The organism is Kitasatospora sp. NPDC048715, from assembly GCF_043198905.1.
GTDB classification, from domain to species: domain Bacteria; phylum Actinomycetota; class Actinomycetes; order Streptomycetales; family Streptomycetaceae; genus Kitasatospora; species Kitasatospora lactacystinica.
The window spans coordinates 226,436-242,790 of the sequence record NZ_JBICVH010000004.1; the positions used below are offsets into that span (position 1 = coordinate 226,436).

At 72.7% G+C, this 16,355-nt stretch carries 12 protein-coding genes; 5 read left to right on the plus strand and 7 right to left on the minus strand.

Going from position 1 to position 16,355, the window contains the following annotated elements:
* Positions 1 to 18: 18 nt before the first annotated feature.
* Positions 19 to 2,250, minus strand: a complete 2,232-nt coding sequence (locus ACGFSC_RS10070; RefSeq protein ID WP_359913329.1) for a hypothetical protein — start codon at positions 2,248 to 2,250, stop codon at positions 19 to 21.
* Positions 2,251 to 2,282: 32 nt separating this feature from the next.
* Positions 2,283 to 2,735, minus strand: coding sequence for a hypothetical protein (locus ACGFSC_RS10075; protein WP_359913327.1), 453 nt, complete (start codon positions 2,733 to 2,735; stop codon positions 2,283 to 2,285).
* Positions 2,736 to 2,911: 176 nt separating this feature from the next.
* Here ACGFSC_RS10075 and ACGFSC_RS10080 point away from each other — a divergent pair, with 176 nt between their 5' ends.
* The gene (locus tag ACGFSC_RS10080; RefSeq protein WP_380350639.1) at positions 2,912 to 4,135 is read left to right on the plus strand and encodes an 8-amino-7-oxononanoate synthase; all 1,224 of its coding nucleotides are present in this window, start codon (positions 2,912 to 2,914) and stop codon (positions 4,133 to 4,135) included.
* 59 nt (positions 4,136 to 4,194) lie between these two features.
* A complete protein-coding gene (locus ACGFSC_RS10085; RefSeq protein WP_359913325.1) occupies positions 4,195 to 4,683 on the plus strand; it encodes a hypothetical protein in 489 nt (162 codons plus the stop codon).
* Positions 4,684 to 4,696: 13 nt separating this feature from the next.
* On the opposite strand, the gene ligD is transcribed toward ACGFSC_RS10085, so the two are convergent.
* Complete coding sequence (gene ligD / locus ACGFSC_RS10090) at positions 4,697 to 5,704, minus strand: non-homologous end-joining DNA ligase (RefSeq protein WP_359913322.1); 1,008 nt, start codon at positions 5,702 to 5,704, stop codon at positions 4,697 to 4,699.
* A 66-nt stretch (positions 5,705 to 5,770) separates the two neighbouring features.
* On the opposite strand from ligD, the gene ACGFSC_RS10095 reads away from it, so the two are divergent.
* On the plus strand, positions 5,771 to 6,832 hold the full coding sequence (locus ACGFSC_RS10095; protein ID WP_359913319.1) for an ATP-dependent DNA ligase: 1,062 nt from the start codon (positions 5,771 to 5,773) through the stop codon (positions 6,830 to 6,832).
* Positions 6,833 to 6,937: 105 nt separating this feature from the next.
* On the opposite strand, the gene ACGFSC_RS10100 is transcribed toward ACGFSC_RS10095, so the two are convergent.
* Positions 6,938 to 8,389 (minus strand): serine hydrolase, encoded by a 1,452-nt coding sequence (locus ACGFSC_RS10100; RefSeq protein WP_359911163.1) that lies wholly within the window; start codon positions 8,387 to 8,389, stop codon positions 6,938 to 6,940.
* 623 nt (positions 8,390 to 9,012) lie between these two features.
* On the opposite strand from ACGFSC_RS10100, the gene tdh reads away from it, so the two are divergent.
* Together tdh and ACGFSC_RS10110 are read left to right on the plus strand one after the other, a co-directional pair.
* Complete coding sequence (tdh, locus tag ACGFSC_RS10105) at positions 9,013 to 10,041, plus strand: L-threonine 3-dehydrogenase (RefSeq protein WP_359911166.1); 1,029 nt, start codon at positions 9,013 to 9,015, stop codon at positions 10,039 to 10,041.
* Between the two features lie 80 nt (positions 10,042 to 10,121).
* Positions 10,122 to 11,315, plus strand: coding sequence for a glycine C-acetyltransferase (locus ACGFSC_RS10110; protein ID WP_359911169.1), 1,194 nt, complete (start codon positions 10,122 to 10,124; stop codon positions 11,313 to 11,315).
* 206 nt (positions 11,316 to 11,521) lie between these two features.
* Here the strand turns inward: ACGFSC_RS10110 and ACGFSC_RS10115 are convergent, their stop codons facing one another.
* The 3 genes from ACGFSC_RS10115 to ACGFSC_RS10125 all read right to left on the minus strand — a co-directional run bounded on the left by ACGFSC_RS10115 (position 11,522) and on the right by ACGFSC_RS10125 (position 16,291).
* Positions 11,522 to 13,114 carry a hypothetical protein gene (locus ACGFSC_RS10115; protein ID WP_359911172.1) on the minus strand — a complete coding sequence of 531 codons (1,593 nt, stop codon included), beginning with the start codon at positions 13,112 to 13,114 and terminating at the stop codon, positions 11,522 to 11,524.
* A gap of 164 nt (positions 13,115 to 13,278) precedes the next feature.
* Positions 13,279 to 14,688: a hypothetical protein gene (locus ACGFSC_RS10120; RefSeq protein WP_359911175.1), complete on the minus strand. Its 1,410-nt coding sequence runs from the start codon at positions 14,686 to 14,688 to the stop codon at positions 13,279 to 13,281.
* 193 nt (positions 14,689 to 14,881) lie between these two features.
* Positions 14,882 to 16,291, minus strand: a complete 1,410-nt coding sequence (locus ACGFSC_RS10125; RefSeq protein ID WP_359911178.1) for a hypothetical protein — start codon at positions 16,289 to 16,291, stop codon at positions 14,882 to 14,884.
* Positions 16,292 to 16,355: the final 64 nt, after the last annotated feature.

Sequence of the window (16,355 nt, forward strand, 5' to 3'; positions counted from 1 at the left end):
AGGTGGTGGGACGCGGGGTCAGCCCTTGTGGGTGGCATCGTGGTACAAGCCCCGGCCGCTGGTGTAGCCGGTGTCCTCCTCCTGGGCGGCCCGGCGGGCCACGTCGTTGATGTAGTTCGGGTCGGCGCCCGCGTTGCGGCCGGCATCGTGGATGGCGTTGATGATCGCCTGATGCGACTTGCGCTCGGCTGCCGCCCTCGCGGTAGCGGCCTCGTCGCTGGCGTCGTTGTGGGTGTCCACCTTGTAGCCGTTGGCGACGTTGTCCATGATCTGGTTGACCGCGGTGTCGATGCCCTCGCCGATCAGGGGCGCTCGTCCCTTGATCGCGTCGCCGGCGAACGACCAGACCTGACCGGCGATCTCCCGCTTGGTGTCGATGGCGGCGTTGAACTCGGCGTCGCTGGCGGTGTGCTTCTCATAGATGGCGTCGATCATGGCGCTGGTGATCAGACCATTGACCTTCCCGGCCGGGTTGGCGACGTTCTCGACCGCCATGCCGAGATCCTTGTGCAACTCGGGGTGGGCCAGGACGTCCTGGAGCTGGGCTGTGGTGTACGCCTGCTGCGCGGCCGCGATCGACGCGTAGGCGTCCGGATCCTGGCCGAGCGCGCCGAGCAGGCGCGCGACCTCGGGCTGGCCGAGGAGGTTCGAGTCGGCGCCCGCTCCCTCCAGCGCGTTCTGGACGTCGCCGATGTAGTTGGCGGTCATGTTCCCGAGGCTGCCGTTGAGGTTCGCGAACAGGCCGCCCTTGAGTAGGTCCGGGCCGTCCTTGGTGCCGAACGTCTTCACCACGTCATTCATGATGTCGTTCATCGCGGCGGTGTGCGGGGGGAACCTGCCGTCGGCGTCGTCGTACGCCTTGCCCGTCGTGGCCGCCTCCAGGGCGTGGCCGAGCGCGGTGACGTCGAACGGGTCGGCGGTGCCCGGGTTGGGACGGGGCGGGTACTGCTGGTCGATCAGGATCGACCGGGGACCGGTGTCGGTGAGCATCTTGAGGTAGGTGTTCTCGCCGCCGGTGCTCTTGACCGTGCCGTCCGGGTTGAACGTGGTCGGTGCGTCGTGGAAGAACTTGGTGGCGGCCTCGGGGCTGTGGCCGAGTCCGTCCAGGATCGCGGACATCGGGTTGATGCCCCTGATGTTGCCGTCCTTGTCGGGCACGCCGATGAACTTGAGCTCGGTGTACGGGTACGTGGCCTTGGTGGCCGCGTCCCAGCGCATCGGGTTCTCCTGGGTGAGCTGGGTGATGTGCTGGGCGACCGGGACGAGGAAGTGGTCGTCGTACTTCCCGTTCCGCAGCAGGTTGGCCATGATCTGGTAGCCGTACGGGCTGTGCGCCGGGTTTGCGCCGGCGGGGACGGGGATCTGCGTGGCGCCGGCCGCGCGGAACCGCTTCTCCCACTCGTCCGAGACGTGCAGCGGCTGCTTGGTGTCGGTCGCGGTGGCCAGGGTGAGGCCGAGGTCCTGCTGGATGCCCTTGATCGCCGCGCTGCGGGCCGTGCTGTTGGCGTAGTCCCCGCTCTGCGCCATGGCGCCGTACTTGGCCATGAAGGTCGCCGGGTCCTGGTTGCCGTAGAAGGACGTGGCGAACCGCGGGTCGCTCTTGTGGTGGTCCAGGATGTCCTGGAGGTGCTTGAGTTGGGCGTCGCTGGCCTGGTCGCCGAGGCCGAGGATGTAGGTGGCCGCCTTGGCCTCCTCCTCTGGGATGCCGCCGACGGGGTTGGCGTTGAACGCGGTGCCGTCGCTGCCGGTGTCGTCGCCCAGGGCCCGGGAGGCGTCCTGGTCGGCTTCGGTGGCGCGGTCTATGGCGTCGCCGATGGCCTTGGCGGCGGTCTCGGCCTTGGCCTTCCAGCTCCTGGCGTACTCGGCGTCCTTCTTGTCCTCCTGGGTCGTGGGCGGCGGCCAGTGCACCGCGCCCTCGCCGTCGACGGTGAGGCCCTCGTGGGTCGCGTTCTGGACCGCGGTGGTGAGGTCGTTCTTCGCCGCCGTGATCTCGGTGTGGGCGTCGCGGAGCGTCTTGGCCAGGGCCGAGGCCTCCTCGAAGGCCGCGTGGATCTGGTCGCGGGCCCAGGTGAGCTTGGCGTTGGCGAGGCCGGCGGCGTCGCCGTGCCAGCCGGACTGCTGGATGGTGCCGATGACCTCGTTCTGCATCCGCTGGGTGAGGTCCCACTTGCGGACGAGGCTCTCGAAGTCGCCGGCCGCGGAGGCGAGGCCGCCGAGGTCGACCTGCTGGAGCTGACTGAACGTCACCATGATCGTGCTGTATCCCCCCGTTCGCGCCGGCGCTAGCGTCCGGCGCCCTGCGCCTGGTTGAAGTGGGCCTGGATGTCCGTGTCGGTCCTGGTGTAACTCTGGGCCGTGGTCTGCAGGTTGGTGCCGATGTCGCCGACGGTGGTCTGCAGCCCGCCGGACTGGCTGGTCCAGGTGCCCCAGGTGGCGGTGAGCGCGCCGCCGAGGTTCCAGCCCTTGAGGGACCCGGCGGCGGCGTTGACGTGCTCGCCGGGCTGGTCGCACTCGGTCTTGACGGCGTCCCGCAGGGCGAAGGCGTTCTGCGCGGCCTGCTGGAGCACGCCGGGGTTCACGGCGACGGTCTTGCCGCCGGCCGCCGGGCTCAGTGAGACCGGTGCGGCGTTGGCGCCGGCTAGGTCCGGGAACTGCTTCTTCGCCTCTTCGGTGAGATTGCCCTTGTCGTCGAAGAGCCACGGATTCATTCGACGCTCGAATTCGAGGTCGGTCATTGTTTTCCCCCCGGATAAATGATCGGCAAGGATCGTACTATTTTTGCGGCCATGATTTCGGTGAATTGAATATTGATACCTGGTTAACAGATGGTGAATCACGACTGGATTGACCGGTTCATACTGTGCCGATCCGCACATTGCCCGACACGCGGCGGCATGCCAGAGTGCCGGGCATGAACCATCCGCTCGCGGCCGAGCCGCGCTCCGCCGTCCCCGCCCCTGCCTCCGCCCCGGCCGCCGCTCCCGCGCACGTCTTCGACTGGCTCGACCAGACGGCCGCGATGCGGGCCGAGGCCGGGCTGACGCGGACGCTGCGCAGCCGGGCCGCGGACGACCCGGTGCTGGACCTCGCGGGCAACGACTACCTGGGCCTGACCAGGCATCCGGTCGTCACACGGGCTGCCGCGGACGCTGCGCTGCGCTGGGGCGGCGGCTCGACGGGGTCGCGGCTGGTGACCGGGACGACCGCGCTGCACACCGAACTGGAGCAGGAGCTGGCCGAGTTCTGCGGAACGGAGGCCGCGCTGGTGTTCTCCTCCGGGTACACGGCCAACCTCGCGGCGCTGACCGCGCTCACCGACCCGGACACCCTGATCGTCTCCGACGCCTACAACCACGCCTCGCTGATCGACGGCTGCCGGCTCTCCCGCGCCGACGTCCACCGGGCCCCGCACAGCGACCCGGCGGCCGTCGCCGAGGCGCTCGCCGGGCGGGCCCGGCCGCGGGCGCTGGTGGTCACCGACTCGGTGTTCTCGGTGGACGGCGACGCGGCCCCGCTGCCCGCGCTGTCGGAAGCCGCCCGCGCGCACGGAGCCGCCCTGCTGGTCGACGACGCGCACGGGCTGGGCGTGCTCGGCCCCGGCGGCACCGGGGCGCTCGCGGCGGCCGGGCTCGCCGGGCAGCCGGACACCGTGGCCACCGCCACCCTCTCCAAGTCGCTCGGCTCGCAGGGCGGCGTCGTCCTCGGCCCGCGCCGGGTGATCCGCCACCTCACCGAGACCGCCCGCACCTTCATCTTCGACACCGGTCTCGCCCCGGCCGCCGCCGGCGCCGCCCTCGCCGCCCTGCGGCTGCTGCGCGCCGAGCCGGCCCGCGCCGAGCGCGCCCGCGAGGTGGCCCGCACCCTGGCCCGGCAGCTCACCGCCGCCGGACTGCACAGCTGCGAGCCCGAGGCGGCCGTGGTGTCCGTCCGCGCCCCGGGCCCCGAGGCCGCCGTGGCCTGGGCCGCCGACTGCCGCCGCGCGGGCCTCGCCGTCGGCTGCTTCCGCCCGCCGTCCGTCCCGGACGGCATCTCCCGGCTGCGGCTGACCGCCCGGGGCGACCTGACCGACGGGCAGATCGCCGAGGCCGTCCGCATCATCGCCGAACTGGCCCCGGCCGGTGCGCGGGGCGAATGAGCGGACAGCGGGGAGATAGGCCGCTCGGAGCGACCGGGCCCGCCGGGCAGGACGGCGGGATGACCGATCTGCGCCGGGACGAGCACGTGGCACGGCTGCTCGATCCGACCGACGGGGGCTGCCTCGCCGAGGTGTTCATCGAGGACACGACGGTGGCGGACTGGCAGGCCCTGCTCGACCTGGTCGAGGAGCAGGGCTGGGCGTACGAGTTCATCGTGGGGTGCTTCGTGCTGCCGCTGCCGCGGGCCGAGGCGGTGCTGTCCCGGCCCGCCGGTGCCAGGTGTCCGGTTCTGTGCGTGCGGCCGGCCCCGGAGGTCTGCGCCGTCTTCCGGTTCCTCGGGGCGGAGCAGATCGGCTTCGACGTCGGCCTCGGCGAACTCCGCGGCCAGGAGCGGCTGGACGTCCTGTGCGGGTTCCTGACCGCGATCGGGCGGCGGCTGGGCAGGCCGGTGCCGATGTACGTCGAGGGCGACACCGGGGTGCCGTTCCTCGGGTACGACGCGGCCGCCGACCGGGTCCGGGGGCTGTGGTCGCCGCCGGTGGACTGACCGGGCCGGCCGACTACTTCTTCCTCGCCCGGCTCGGCTGGACCCGGGTGGGCTCGCCGGCCGCCTTGGGGTGGTCCGGCGGGTACGGGAGTTCGCCGAGGCCCTCGTCGCGCAGCTGCTTCTCGTACAGCTCCAGCAGGGGCTCCAGGCGGAACGCCAGGCCGTCCATCTCCGCGTTCAGGTCGCCGAGTTCGGCGAAGCGGGCGGGGAGGGTGCGCAGGTCGAAGTCCTCGGGGGCGGCGTCGTCCAGTTCCTCCCAGCGCAGAGGGGCGGAGGCGGTGGCGCGCGGGCGGGCGCGCAGCGAGTAGGCGGAGGCGATGGTGCGGTCGCGGGCCATCTGGTTGTAGTCGACGAAGATCCGCTCGCCGCGTTCCTCCTTCCACCAGGCGGTGGTGACCTTCCCGGGCATCCGCTGCTCCAGCACCCGGCCGAGGGCGATCACCGCGTGCCGCCCGTCGGTGAACGTCCACTCGGGCGCCAGCGGCACGTAGACGTGCAGTCCGCGCCCGCCGGAGGACTTGGGCCAGCCGCGCAGCCCGTACTCCTCCAGCAGGGCGCGCAGTTCGTGGGCGGCGCGGACGGCGTCGTGGAAGTCGGTGCCGGGCTGCGGGTCGAGGTCGATCCGCAGCTCGTCGACGTGGCCGGTGTCGGAGCGCCGCACCGGCCAGGGGTGGAAGGTGAGGCAGCCCAGGTTGGCGGCCCACAGCACGGCGGCCGGCTCGGTGGGGCAGATCTCGTCGGCGGAGCGGCCGGAGGGGAATTCGATCCGGGCGGTGGGCAGCCATTCCGGCAGGCCCTTGGGGGCGCGCTTCTGGTAGAAGAACTCGCCGTCCACGCCGTCCGGGAAGCGCTGCAGGGTGGTCGGCCGGTCGCGGAGCCCGCGCAGCACCCCGTCGGCGACGGCCAGGTAGTACTGCGCGACGTCCAGCTTGGTGAAGCCGCGCTCGGGGTAGTACACCTTGTCCGGGTTCGACAGCCGGACGGTGCGCCCGGCGACTTCCAGTTCCACGGCTGAGCCCATGCCCCACACGCTAAGCGCCGGGCGCCCGGCGCGCGCTCCGGGGCGATGCGGGCGAGGATCGGACGCATGGACCTGCCCGTGATGCCGCCGGTGGCGCCGATGCTCGCCAAGTCGGTGGCCAGGATCCCGCCCGGGATGCAGTACGAGGCGAAGTGGGACGGCTTCCGCTCCGTCGTGTTCCGCGACGGGGACGAGGTGGAGCTCGGCAGTCGCACCGGAAAGCCGCTGACCAGGTACTTCCCCGAGCTGGTCGAGGCGTTCAAGCGGGAGTTGCCGCTGCGCTGCGTGCTGGACGGCGAGGTGGTGATCGCCCGGGACGGCCGGCTGCGCTTCGAGGAGCTGCTGGAGCGCATCCACCCGGCCGCGAGCCGGGTCAGGCTGCTCGCCGAGCGGACCCCGGCCTCCTTCGTCGCCTTCGACCTGCTCGCCCTCGGGGAGGAGAGTCTGCTGGACGAGCCGCTGTTGGTGCGCCGTCCGGCCCTGGAGGCCGCGCTCGCCGACGCCGCCGACCCGGTGTTCACCGCCCCCGCCGCCACCGACCTCGACCTCGCCCGGACCTGGTTCGCCGAGTACGAGGGCGCCGGGCTGGACGGGGTGGTCGCCAAGCCGCTGGACCAGCCGTACCGGCCGGGGGAGCGGACCATGTACAAGATCAAGCACGAGCGCACCGCCGACTGCGTGGTGGCCGGCTACCGCGAGCACAAGAGCGGCCCGGTGGTCGGTTCGCTGCTGCTCGGCATCTTCGACGGGGACGGCAGGCTCCAGCACGTCGGTGTCTGCGCCGCCTTCCCGATGGCCCGCCGGCGCGAACTCGTCGAGGAACTGGCCCCGTTGCGGATGGAGGACCTCTCGCGGCATCCCTGGGGCGGCTGGGCGGACGAGGCCGCGCACGCCGAGGGCCGGCTGCCCGGCGCGGTCAGCCGCTGGACCGGCGGCAAGGACCTCTCCTGGATCGCGCTGCGCCCCGAGCGGGTGGTCGAGGTCGCGTACGACCACATGGAGGGCACCCGGTTCCGGCACACCGCGCAGTTCCGCCGCTGGCGGCCGGACCGCACACCGGAGAGCTGCACCTACGCGCAGTTGGAGGAGCCGGTCTCGTACGACCTCGGCAAGGTGCTGGGGGGCTGACGACGCGCCGGACAGCGCGGCGGCGCGGGAGGGCCCGACCCGGTCGACCGGGTCGGGCCCTCCCGTGTACGTGCGGGCCGTGCGGGTGCGGTTCAGGAGATGTGCTCAGGAGATGTACAGCGTGGCGGCGCCGGTGGGCGTGGCCGACGCGGTCTCGGCGGGCGAGGCCGTCGGGGAGCCGGTCGGCGAGCCCGTCGGCGAGCCCGTCGGGGAGCCCGTGGGCGAGGGGGAGGCCGTCGGGGAGGCCGAGCCGGGCGGGGTGGGCAGCGTGTAGACGTTGTTCGGTGAGACGATCTGGGTGATCGCCCGCGCCAGGAACGTCGAGGGCTCCGAACCGTCGTGCAGGATGTCGGTGTTGAGCAGGATGGCCAGGCTGGCCTTGGCCTGCGGCAGGTAGATCACCACGCTCTCGTACCCGGGCAGCGAGCCGTTGTGGCCGATCCACCCGTGGGTGGTGAACACCCCGAAGCCGTAGCCGAGGTCCGGGGTCGGCCCGACCGGCACGAACTTCAGCCGCTCAGCCTGGGTGGCGGGCTTGATCAGCGGCTCCCCGGTGGCCAGCACCTTCGACCAGGTCTGCAGGTCGGCGAGGCTGGAGATGACGGCGCCGGCCGCCCAGCCCCAGGACGGGTTCCAGGTGGTGGCGTCCTCGACCGCGCCGCTGGCCGTCTGGTTGGTGTAGCCGTGGGCGTGCGGGTCCGGGAAGGCCGCGTCGGTCGGCAGGCTGGTCCTGGAGAGCCCGGCCGGGGTGAACACCTGCTGGTTCAGGAAGTCCTGGAGCGGCTGCCCGCCGACCTTCTCGACCACCAGGCCGAGCAGGATCAGGTTGGTGTTGGAGTACTCGAACTGGGCGCCCGGGGCGAAGTTCGCCGGGTGCTTGAACGCGTACGCGAGCAACTGGTCCGGTGTGAAGGGCTGGTTGGGGTTGCCGAAGAACGCCTGCTGGAAGCCGGAGTCCAGGGTGTAGTTGAACAGACCGCTGCGCATCTCGCCGAGCTGGCGCAGGGTGATGCCGTCGCCGCCGGGCACGTTCGGGACGTATTTGGAGATCGGGTCGTCCAGGCCCAGCTTGCCCTGGTCCACGAGCCGCAGGATGCCGGTGGCGGTGAAGGTCTTGGACACGCTGCCGATCCGCATGTACATGTCGGCCGAGATCGGCGCCCCCGAGTTCTTGTCCGCGACGCCGAAAGTGCGCTGGTAGCTGCCGTCGGGGGCGGTGTAGCCGACGATCACCCCGGGGATGGAGACCTCGCTCATCACCTGCTTGATCGCGGTGTCCAGCTGGTTCATGACGTCCTGGGTGAGCGGCACCACCGCGCCGGAGGCGACGCCCGTCGGAGTCGCGGTCGGGCTCATCGCGGCCGGTTCGGCGGTGACGGCCGGATCGGCCTGCCGTGCGGGCGCGGCGTCCCCGGAGCAGGCGGAGACGGCGAGCAGGCCGCTCAGCGCGAGGGCGGCGGAGGCCACCCGTACGGACCGGGGGACGGCCGGGCGCGGAGTGCGGGGGACCCGCACGGAGCGGGGAACGGCCGGTCGGGGCCGTCGGGTGTCGGTCATCGGCGCAGGCGCCTCTCTGGGGCGGACGGCCCCTTGGCGAAGGGCCCCGGAGCGCTGCTCGGGCAGGCCGGGGCGCTGCTCCACGGGGCCGCGGGGGGAGCGTCGCCACCGTAAGCACCGCCGCCGTACGGGCGCGCGCGGGTCGGTGCCGGGCTGGACCGAACGGGAGCGCGGTCAGCCGAGTGCCCCGTCCCACTGGCGGCCCGGTGTCAGCCATTCCGGCCGAGCCACGCACCCCCGGCCGGCGCCACGCACCCTGCCGAGCCACCCGCCCCCGGCCGGCGCCACGCACCCTGCCGAGCCACCCGCACCCGGCCGGCGCCACGCACCCTGCCGAGCCACCCGCCCCCGGACGGCGTCCCGTCGGACGGCGTCACGGCGGCCGCCCCGCGCTCGGCCGGACGGGTGAGCACCGGCATGCCGCACCCCCCGTCGGCCGCTGCTCGGGCACGATCGTTCAGCCCAGCTGTGGCCGCCCTTAAGAATTCCTCGATGGACCGCACCCCCTCCGACCAGGCAGATTTCTGCCTGCCCGGAGTGCGACCGTCAGGAACGGCCGAACCGGGCCCCTCGGCCTGCCCGACCCCCGAAGGCCGTCCCCGCGCACGTCAGGAGCCGTTGCCGTGAAGGCACTCGTCAAGCAGCAGGCCGAGCCCGGCCTCTGGATGATCGATGTCCCGAAGCCCGAGATCGGCCCCGGCGAGGTGCTGATCAAGGTGCTGCGGACCGGCATCTGCGGCACCGACCTGCACATCCGCAAGTGGGACGGCTGGGCCCAGCAGACCATCAGGACCCCGCTGGTGCTGGGCCACGAGTTCGTCGGCGAGGTCGCCGAGCTCGGCGCCGGCGTCGCGGACATCGCGGTCGGCGACCTGGTCAGCGGCGAGGGCCACCTGGTCTGCGGCAAGTGCCGCAACTGCCTGGCCGGCCGCCGCCACCTGTGCCGCAACACCGTCGGCCTGGGCGTCAACCGTGACGGCGCCTTCGCCGAGTACGTGGCCCTGCCCGCCTCCAACGTCTGGGTGCACCGGGTGCCGGTCGACCTGGACGTGGCCGCGATCTTCGACCCGTTCGGCAACGCCGTGCACACCGCGCTGTCCTTCCCGCTGGTCGGCGAGGACGTGCTGGTCACCGGCGCCGGCCCGATCGGCATCATGGCCGCCGCCGTCGCCAAGCACGCCGGCGCCCGCAACGTGATGATCACCGACGTCTCCCCGTACCGCCTCGACCTGGCCCGCCAGGTCGGTGTGACGCTGGCGCTCGACGTCTCCGAGCACACCATCGAGGAGGGCCAGCAGAAGCTGGGCCTGCGCGAGGGCTTCGACGTCGGCCTGGAGATGTCCGGCCGTCCCGAGGCGATGCAGTCGATGATCGCCAACATGACCCACGGCGGGAAGATCGCCATGCTCGGCCTGCCCGCCGAGCAGTTCCCGGTGGACTGGGCTTCGATCGTCACCTCGATGATCACCATCAAGGGCATCTACGGCCGCGAGATGTTCGAGACCTGGTACGCGATGTCCGTGCTGCTGGAGGGCGGCCTGGACCTCAGCCCGGTGATCACCGGCCGCTACGCCGCCACCGACTTCGAGGCCGCGTTCGACGACGCCGCGGGCGGCAACTGCGGCAAGATCATCCTCGACTGGACCGCCTGAGCCCGCCCCAGCCCCGCCGACGTTCCCCCGCCGAAGTTCCCCGCCGAACCGCCCCCGCCGAACTGATTGAGGAGACCGCAGTGTTCGACAACGTGCGTGCCGACGTCGCCGCCACCCTGGACGAGATCCGCGAGGCCGGCCTGTTCAAGCCCGAGCGGGTGATCGGAAGCCCGCAGAGCGCCGCCGTCACCGTGACCGGCGGCGGCCGCCCGGGCGAGGTGCTGAACTTCTGCGCCAACAACTACCTCGGCCTGGCCGACCACCCCGAGGTGCTCGCCGCGGCCAAGGACGCCCTGGACCGCTGGGGCTACGGGATGGCCTCGGTCCGTTTCATCTGCGGCACCCAGGACGTCCACAAGGAGCTGGAGGACCGCCTCTCGGCCTTCCTCGGCCAGGAGGACACGATCCTCTACTCCTCCTGCTTCGACGCCAACGGCGGCGTCTTCGAGACCCTGCTGGACGACCGCGACGCCGTCATCTCCGACGCGCTGAACCACGCCAGCATCATCGACGGCATCCGGCTCAGCAAGGCCCGCCGCCACCGCTACGCCAACCGTGACCTGGCCGACCTGGAGAAGCAGCTCCAGGACACCCAGGACGCCCGCCGCCGCCTGATCGTCACCGACGGCGTGTTCTCGATGGACGGCTACGTCGCCCCGCTGCGCGAGATCTGCGACCTGGCCGACCGCTACGACGCCATGGTCATGGTGGACGACTCGCACGCCGTCGGCTTCGTCGGCGCGGGCGGCCGGGGCACCCCGGAGCTGCACGGCGTGATGGACCGCGTGGACATCATCACCGGCACCCTCGGCAAGGCGCTCGGCGGCGCCTCCGGCGGCTACGTCGCCGCCCGCCGGGAGATCGTCGCCCTGCTGCGCCAGCGCTCCCGCCCGTACCTGTTCTCCAACTCGCTGGCCCCGGTGATCGCGGCCGCCTCGCTCAAGGTGCTCGACCTGGTCGAGAAGTCCAACGAGCTGCGCGAGCGGCTCGCGGCCAACACCGCGCTGTTCCGGACGCGGATGACCGAGGCCGGGTTCGAGATCCTGCCCGGCGACCACCCGATCGCCCCGGTGATGATCGGCGACGCGGCCGAGGCCGGCCGGCTCGCCGAGCTGCTGCTGGAGCGCGGCGTGTACGTGATCGGCTTCTCCTACCCGGTGGTGCCGCACGGCCAGGCCCGGATCCGGGTGCAGCTGTCCGCGGCGCACTCCACCGAGGACGTCGAGCGCGCCGTCGCGGCCTTCGTGGACGCGCGCGCCGCCCTGGAGGGCTGACCTCCACCCAGGCTGCCCGTGGGCCGGACCGCTCGGAACCGGACCGGCCCACGGGCTCACAACCGCCGCGCGGCGGAGGCGAATCGACGCGCCCCCGCCGTACGGCCCCCAGACCACCTGCCCCACCCTCCCGCAACGGGGGCGGGACGCCGGCCGCGCCGACGTCCCGCCCCCGTCGTGGTTATCTATCGGAGGACGGCTGCCGGTCAGTCGTCCTCGTTCTCGCCCTGGTCGTCGCCGGCACCGCTCCGGTGGAACCCGGCGGGCTTGGCGAAGACCTGGCCGTTCTCGACCGCCGGGCCGGTGCCGCCGGTGACCAGGTTGCCGCTGGTCGAGTCGAACACCACGGTGTTCCCGGAGGCGGAGACGAACGGCTGCGTCGACGAGCCGTTGCCGAGCGAGCCGTCCGGCGCGGCGGCGACCCGCTCGGTGCGGCCGGTGCGCAGGTCCTGGCGGTAGACGTCCCAGCCCGGGTGCTGGGGGCCGGCCACCAGGTTGTCGGCGGCGGACTCGAAGTAGATCCAGCGGTTGTCGGCGGTGATCGAGCCGTGGTCGGAGGAGCCGACCGAGCTGGTGCCGGGCAGGCCGCCGCTGACCTTCGTCACGGTGCCGGTCCGCAGGTCCCGCACGTGGAGCACGGTGTGGTAGCGGTGGCCGCCGGTCGAGCCGCCGGGCTCGGACAGGGTGTAGATCGCGCGCCGCCCGTCAGGGCTGATCGTCGCCTCGAAGCTGGAGCTGCCGATCGTGCCGTCGAGGCCCGCGCTCACCGGTGTGAGCGTCCGGGAGCGGACGTCGTAGGTGTAGTAGGGGGCGGCGGTCGGGCGGGCCAGGCTCGGCTGCGCCGCGGACTGCGGGATGCTGCGGCGCGCGGCCTCGGCGGCGCTCGGGGCGAGCTCCACGTCGGCGGAGGCATCGGCGGAGGCGGAGGCCGTGGCCGCCGCCGCGGCGGTCGCGGCGGCGAGGCCGGGGGCCTGCTCGTCCGGCAGCAGGCTGGAGATGGAGCCGAAGCCGATGGTGCGGCCGTCCGCGCTGATCGTCGGTCGGAAGGACGTGCTCTCGCCCGGCTTGCCGTTCACGTCGTGGGAGACCAGCCGGGTGGTGTGGGTCCAGCGGTCGGTGAGGTAGACGTTGATCTTCCAGGTGTAGGGCCGGGCGAGCGAGGGCTCGGGGGCGGGCTCCGGCTCGGGGTCCACGACGGTCGGGTCCAGGTCGGTCCGGGAGGACACGTAGACCACGTACCGGCCGTTGCCGCTGACCTGCGCGTTGTACGAGGAGTGGTACTGGTCGGTGTCGGTGTTGGTGGGGCTGCTGCTGACCAGCTCGGTGCGGCCGGTCCTGCGGTCCCTGATGTACACCTCGGTGCGGTTCTTGACCTGCGCGCCGGGCGCCACGTTCTCGTCCTCGCTCTCGAAGACGACGTAGCGGCCGTCGGCGCTGATCCCGGCCTGGTCGGTCGAGCCGCTCAGCGCCCCGCCCGCGTCGGACAGGTTGACCTGTTCGAGGCGGCCGGTGCGCAGGTCCTTCACGTAGGCGTTGCTCCAGCCCACCGAGGGGTGGGGCAGCAGGTTCGTGGCCCGGGAGGTGAACAGGGCGTAGCGGCCGTTCGCGCTGATGCCCTGGGCCGTCGACTGGTTGTCGGGCGCCGCGCCGTTCGGCCCGAGGCTGACCTGGGTGGTGCCGCGCGGCACCGGTCCGGCCTGGGCCGGGGCGGCGGCAACGGCGAGCAGGGCGGCCGCGACCAGGACGCTGCCGCCGCCCGACAGCCAACGGTTGCGGGTCGTCCGGGTGGTTCGTGTCATGAAGGTGTTCCTCCCCAGCGATCACCCGGCCGGGCTCCCTCCCGGCAACGGGCTTTCGGCAGAGCCAATCGTCGGGAGGGCCGGGGGGTCAACGCCCTCCGGTAATGTCGGCGTAAAATACGTCAACGGACGTATGCGGCAAGGGAATCAAGCCATCCGGATCATCACGGGCGGCGCACGAAGACGTCCGCGGCGGCGTTGGTGTCGCCCGGGACGAGGTCACCGTCGTCGGCGGTGAAGACCACCGTCCCGCCGCCGGCGTCCACGAACGGGTCCGAGGAGTCGGAGGTGCTCTGCCCGCCGTCCCGGGTGAGGCTGACCCGTTCGATCGCGCCGGTCCTCAGATCGCGGCGGAAGACGTCGCTGACGCCGTTGGTGTCGCCGGGGACGAGGTTGTCGGCGGCGGAGTCGAAGTAGACCCAGTGGCCGTCGAAGGTCATGGCGGGGTCCTGGGCGCTCGCGGTGGTCGTGGTGCCGGGCAGGAAGGCGTTGAGCCGCGTCAGCCGGCCGGTGGCCAGTTCCCGGGCGTACAGGTCCGACCGGAAGTGGTTGGAGCCGGGCCCGCCGATGCGGAACGGCAGGCCGAACAGGGCGTAGCGGCCGTCGGGGCTGATCCGGGAGCCCCTGCTGACGCCGCGCAGGGCGCCCTCGTCGTCCACGCTGGCGCCGGAGACCTTCCCGGTGTCGGCCTTCCAGACGAAGTACGGGTAGAAGCGGGCCGGGGCCAGCCCTGGTGCACCGGCGTCGGTGCCAGAGGCGGTGTCGGCGGCGGGGGTGGTGCCGGGGGCGGCATCGGGGCCGGCGGGCGGGTCCTGCGGGAGCAGGTTGGTCGCCCGGGAGGTGAAGCCGACGGTGGCGCCGTCCGCGCTGATCGTCACGCCGTAGGAGGTGTTGTTGGCGGCCCCGCCGTCCGCACCGGTGGTGACCACCCGGGTGGTGCCGGTCCAGCGGTCGGTGATCAGGACGTTGAAGTGGCGCGGGTCCGAGCCCGGGGCGAGGTCGGTGCGGTTGGAGGTGTAGGCGACGTAGCGGCCGTCCCGGCTCAGGGACGGACTGTCGGAGTAGCCCTCGTCGTCGCCGGACCCGCCCCCGGTGACCAGTTCGGTGCGGCCGGTCCAGCGGTCGCGGACGAAGACGTCGCTGAAGCGCCTCGGCTGGCCGGGTACCACGTTGGTGGCGCTGGTGCTGAAGGCCACGAACCGGCCGTCGGCGCTGATCGAGGCGTCCGCGGTGGGTGCGTCCAGCCGGGAGCCGTCGTCGGCGACGCTGACCCGTTCGACGTGTCCGTTGCGCAGGTCGCGGACGTAGACCTCCTCCGCGTTCGGGGTGCCGGGCCCGGGCAGCAGGTCGGCCGCGGTCGAGGTGAACAGCGCGGAGCGGCCGTCCTCGCTCAGCCCGATCGCGATCGAACGCCCGTTGATCTGCCCGCCCTTGGCGGTCTCGCTGACCCGGGCGGTGTCGCCCTTGGGCGGCCTGGCCTCGGCGGCGGGCAGCGCCGCTCCGGCGGCCACGGCGGTGGCGGCCAGCACGGCGGCGGTGCGGGCGAGCCGGCGTCGGGTGCGTGCGTGCGTCATGGATCGTCCTCCCCTGATGGCGGTCCCGGGCCCACGGCCCCCGCGGCCCGGTCGGGGAGAGCCAAGCGTCGTGCGGACGGTTGGTCAACGACCGGTGGCGATTCCGCTCGGAAATACGCCACCGGTCGTATGCCGCAAGGGAGTCAGGGCATCGGACCGTCGGACCGTCGGAGCTTCAGGGTGCGTCAGGCCGTCACAGCCGGCGCAGGAAGACGTCCAGCACCTGGTTGGTGTCGCCCGGCACCAGGTCGCCGTCGTCGGCGGTGAAGAGCACGGTGTCGCCGGTGGCGTCCACGAACGGGCTGAAGGACGAGGAGGTGCTCTGCCCGCCGGCCCGGGTGAGACTGACCCGTTCGATCCGGCCGGTCCACAGGTCGCGGCGGAAGATGTCGCTGGCGTCGTTGGTGTCGCCGGGGACCAGGGTCTCGGCGCTGGAGTCGAAGTAGACCCAGTGGCTGTCGGCCGTCATGACGCCGCCGGACGAGGACCACTTGGTGCTGGTGCCCGGCAGATCGGTGTTGACCTTGGTGACCCTGCCGGTGGCCAGCTCGTGGACGTAGAGGTCCAGCCGGGTGCCGTGGGCCGGGCCGGGGAAGCCGCCGACGAACACCGGGACGCTGTAGATCGCGAAGCGGCCGTCCGGGCTGACCCTGGCGTCGTAGGAGACGCCGGTCAGCTCGCCGGCGTCGTTCAGGCTTGCACCGACGATCTTTCCGGTGTCGGCCTTCCAGACGTAGCACCGGTAGTAGTGGGGCCCGGCCAGCTGGGGCGAGTCGGCGGCGGGGTCGGCGTCGGTGGTGCTGCCGGCGCCGGGGCCGGCGGCCGGGGACTCCGGCAGCAGGTTCCCCGCGCGGGAGGTGAAGGCGACGGTGGAGCCGTCCGCGCTGATCGTCGGGGCGAAGGAGCCGTTGTCGGCACCCTCGCCGTCCGCGCCGACGGTGACCAGCCGGCTGGTGCGGGTCCAGCGGTCGGTGACGTAGACGTTGTTCCTGCCGCGCCGCAGGGTGCCCGGGGCGAGGTCGCTGCGGTTGGAGACGTAGGCGACGTAGCGGCCGTCGCGACTGATGCTGGGGCTGAGGGCCCCGAACCCGCTCTGGTCGTCGGTGCTCGGCACGGCGGCGGCGGTGACCAGTTCGGTGTGTCCGGTCCAGCGGTCGCGGACGAAGATGTCGCTGGGGTGGCTCGGCCGGCCGGGCACCACGTTGGTGGCGGTGGTGCTGAAGGCCACGAACCGGCCGTCGGCGCTGATCGAGGCGTCGGTGGTGGCGGCGTTCAGCGCGGAGCCGTCGTCGGCGACGCTGACCTTCTCGACGTGCCCGTTGCGCAGATCGCGGACGTAGACCTCGTCCGTGTTCGGGGTGCCGGGCCCGGGCAGCAGATCGGTCGCGGCGGAGGTGAAGAGTGCGGACCGGCCGTCCTCGCTCAGCCCGAGCGGCGTCGAGTAGGCGTTGAGCTGGGCGCCCTTGGCGGTCTCGCTGACCCGGGCGGTGTCGCCCTTCGGTGGCTTGGCCTCGGCGGCGGGCATCACGGCCCCGGCCACGGCGGTGGCGGCCAGGACGGCGGCGGCGCGGGCCGGCCATCTGCGGGTGCGTGCGGTGGTCATGGAACGTCCTCCCCTGGATCGCCCGACCGCGCTCCCTCCCGGCGGCGGGCCCTCGCAGAGCCAA